Genomic DNA, 3,262 nt, shown 5'->3' on the forward strand with positions numbered 1-3,262 from the left:
CGCTGCGGTGCCACGTCCTCAATTTCAAGGCAACGAATGCCCTGTAATTCGGCGACTGTGCGCTCTAGCACAACAGTGCCGAGTTGACGGGCAAGAGTGCGGGGCATGTCGCGCAATTGGGCTGCGGTCATTATTCCCTGTGATGCCAGTTTAATTTGTGTCTGGCGACCAATTTCCCACACTTCCCCGACCGGAATCCGGTCGAGACACCAAGCCAAAACAGCCGATTTTGTAAAGTCGCAGACACCGCCGAAAATTGGATTTTTTTTGGCGGCAAAATTGGCGAGTTTGGCGAGTGTCTTTGTGCTACCGATGCCAACACAATTGGGAATGCCGGTCAGCTGGCGAACTGTTGAACGCATTTCAACCGCAATGGCTTCATACCGCTCACCAAATCCCGATAGGTCAACAAAGTTTTCATCAATGGAATAAATCTCATAGTGTGGCGAAAACTGGCTAACGGCATCGACAACACGGCGGCTCATATCTCCGTAAAGCGTATAGTTTGACGATAAAACTTTAACGCCATGCTCTTTGACCAGATCGCGGATTTTAAAGAGCGGTGCGCCCATTTTGATACCAAGGGCTTTGGCTTCTTCGGAACGGGCAACGGCACAACCATCATTGTTTGACAGGATGATAACTGGCTTGCCGAGCAAATGCGGTTGAAAAACGCGCTCGCAAGACACATAAAAATTATTGCCGTCAATGAGGGCGATGGGTTTATCCATCGCTGTTATTCCACTGAATAACGGCGCACAACGCCAGCTATTACGCCCCAAATCTCGGTTTGGTCATTTACACGGATTGGCTGGAATCCATTGCCTTTAGATTTCGGGTCGAGCCAATATTGCCCGTCACGTTTGGCTAATTTTTTTAAGGTAATTGAGCCGTCCACAACGGCCAGAACCACACGACCTACTCGCGCTTTACCGGCACGATCAACGGCAATAATATCACCATCATAAATGCCTTCATCAATGAGGCTATCCCCTGAAACACGCCACCAAAATGTAGCGCTTGGGTGCCGCACGATCCAAGCAATAGGGTCAATTTCATCTTCAAGGTCGTCACTGGCCGGTGAGGGAAAGCCAGCTGGAACAACTATTGACGATAGTTTTACGGTTTTCCCGTCAATGGGATTAGCGATTGGTGTTAAAATCATGGTGCTTACTTCAGATTGCATCAGAAGAACATATAATGAACATTCGCAATTTTCAATGAGCATAAAAAAGATTGCCCCGACAAAGCGGGGCAAGGTTAACGGGCGGGGAATGGTTCGGAAACGGGTTAGGGGTTTCCGTACAATTGAAGCCCGCTCGATGCGGGCTAAGATTGTTATGGCTTTTTGTTAAGCGCGAAAAACGCGCTTAACTGAATTCATCTTTATTTTACAGGGCGCGGCACAGCCTTAACGGTTACAAGACTGCGGCGCGGCACTAGGCGATTTAATGAATCGCGCTCGCGGGTATGGATAGCGATTTCATAAATCTGATCATGCTGGCTCAAAATTTCGAGCCGCATTTTACTTGTTGCCCCGCATTTCTGGCCACTTTCCAGCACTTCGGAAATATGGCGCTTCTCGGTTGCGGTGATGTGGTAGCCTTTCAAAAGGCTGATTGCATACGCTGCCATTTTGAAGGCTCCTTAAATGAGGGCTAGCTGTTGGGCTGCGAAGGGCTGAACACTGGCTAAAATGGCCTCGCGGTTTTGAATTTCGGCCTTGAGTTCTTCACGGTCTAAGCCGTAATCAAAATTCACAACCTCGGTTATGATTGTGGTGTCTTTCCATTGGTCTTTGAAAAGAGAGCAATCTATTCCGATGCCAGCATTCATTTGCCAGCCGGTCGTTTTGCAAAAATCGACGGCGCGGCCTTCCTTTCGCCAATCAAAATAATGCGCACCGGAATAGCGGAAATTTGCTGATTGCTGCGGCACAATAAACGTGCCGTATTTTGCCATTTCTGCGGCTATATCAATGACGTGAAATTCAAATTCAGAACCGGAATAGCGCGGGGCTGATCCTGAGCGGCGAACCTTTGAAAAAGGGGGATTTGAAACGGCTGTCTCGAACAATTCGCCTTTAAGGTCTTTAAGCCACCATTCGCGCCAATCAAAAACGTCTGCGCAAATCCAACGGGCTTCAGGCAGAATTTTCTTACCAATTTCAACATAACGCGGATTGATTTCTACGCACGTAATTTCGACTTGTTGCGGGTTATAACGGTGACGGTCATAGATATGATAGCTGAGAGTTCCAATCCCTGCGCACAAGTCAATAATACGGCCTGAACCGGCTTCGATTGCAAAATCACTTGCAAGGTCTGCGGGAGTAAAGAACGCACCAGACGCGCCATTTGTGAAATTTGCGCCTTCGTGCCAGTTATCCAGCACGAATAATTTTTCATCTTCGTTCAAGCGGTCTTTTGTCAAAATCGCTTCGGCTTCGCGGTGAGCTTTCAACTGTGCTTTAGTGAGTTTTGCCATTTCTTTTTTCCCTTTTTTGCCCGTAGGGCAGAAACCCCGTTTCTGCTCCTGCGGCGTCGCAAGAGAGACTGGGGGTAAGGGGTGGCAAGTTGGAAAATGGGGAGGGGGATCACCCGCCCGAAGGGACACCAAGAGCGTTTACGCGCCTGGTGTTGCTGCACAAAAGAACGAAAGCCGGTCGTGCCGGCTGAAGAGAATGCGGAAGCACGGGGAAACCCCATTTTCCTGCTTGTGAGGGGTAGGGGGCAAAGCCCCCTTGTTCCCCTACTTACATATGAGGATTTTCAAGATTGAGAGGCTTTGACGGTGAAGTTGGTTTGTGCCAGCCAAAGCGCAAGCAATTTCGTAACATTTTATAAGCAATAAAAATTGAACCGGCGAATAAAAGAGGAACAATCAGAATATCAGTCAGGGCAAATTTACCTGCTTGGTATGTTTGCCAAAAAGCAATGAAAGGGCTGATCAGAAAGATACCACCGATAACAACCATTATAAGAAATCGCCCAAGCATAAAACTATAGACTGACTTACAATTTCGACACGTTCTATATTGCTTTTCCATTTCGGTGCCGCAATGGGCGCAATTGTGCATGAGTGGAGCATATTCAGTCATGAAATATTGGCCTTTAATCTGTGAAACAGATCCATTTAAGAGAGTTTGAGAAGGGAAGCTATGGCGGCACTTCATAAAAAAGTTGCGTAGCCGGCCGAATTTTTTCCGTAAGGGATTGTTACCCGAAGGGACGAAACCGCTATGCGGGTTCGGTGGAGTTCG

General features: G+C 47.9%; 5 protein-coding genes. All 5 read right to left on the reverse strand.

Annotated elements, in window-relative coordinates; genetic code table 11:
- Nucleotides 1-731, reverse strand: a 731-nt coding sequence (locus tag A918_RS0117180) for a Y-family DNA polymerase (protein ID WP_022712247.1), incomplete at its 3' end; no start/stop codon positions are given.
- A 5-nt stretch (nucleotides 732-736) separates the two neighbouring features.
- Nucleotides 737-1,228 (reverse strand): LexA family transcriptional regulator, encoded by a 492-nt coding sequence (locus A918_RS0117185; protein ID WP_245257354.1) that lies wholly within the window; start codon nucleotides 1,226-1,228, stop codon nucleotides 737-739.
- 158 nt (nucleotides 1,229-1,386) lie between these two features.
- Nucleotides 1,387-1,635 carry a hypothetical protein gene (locus tag A918_RS0117190; protein ID WP_022712249.1) on the reverse strand — a complete coding sequence of 83 codons (249 nt, stop codon included), beginning with the start codon at nucleotides 1,633-1,635 and terminating at the stop codon, nucleotides 1,387-1,389.
- A 12-nt stretch (nucleotides 1,636-1,647) separates the two neighbouring features.
- Nucleotides 1,648-2,487, reverse strand: a complete 840-nt coding sequence (locus A918_RS0117195; protein WP_022712250.1) for a methyltransferase — start codon at nucleotides 2,485-2,487, stop codon at nucleotides 1,648-1,650.
- Nucleotides 2,488-2,755: 268 nt separating this feature from the next.
- The coding region (locus tag A918_RS22230) for a hypothetical protein (RefSeq protein ID WP_210162328.1) at nucleotides 2,756-3,262 on the reverse strand (507 nt) is incomplete at its 5' end.

Source organism: Pseudochrobactrum sp. AO18b (assembly GCF_000409565.1).
In the GTDB taxonomy this organism is placed as follows: domain Bacteria; phylum Pseudomonadota; class Alphaproteobacteria; order Rhizobiales; family Rhizobiaceae; genus Pseudochrobactrum; species Pseudochrobactrum saccharolyticum.

Bases quoted from the DNA above. Each gene is read 5' to 3' on its own strand.
- A918_RS0117195 (WP_022712250.1), bottom strand. From the start codon at position 2,487: ATGGCAAAACTCACTAAAGCACAGTTGAAAGCTCACCGCGAAGCCGAA.
- A918_RS0117190 (WP_022712249.1), bottom strand. From the start codon at position 1,635: ATGGCAGCGTATGCAATCAGCCTTTTGAAAGGCTACCACATCACCGCA.
- A918_RS0117185 (WP_245257354.1), bottom strand. From the start codon at position 1,228: ATGCTCATTGAAAATTGCGAATGTTCATTATATGTTCTTCTGATGCAA.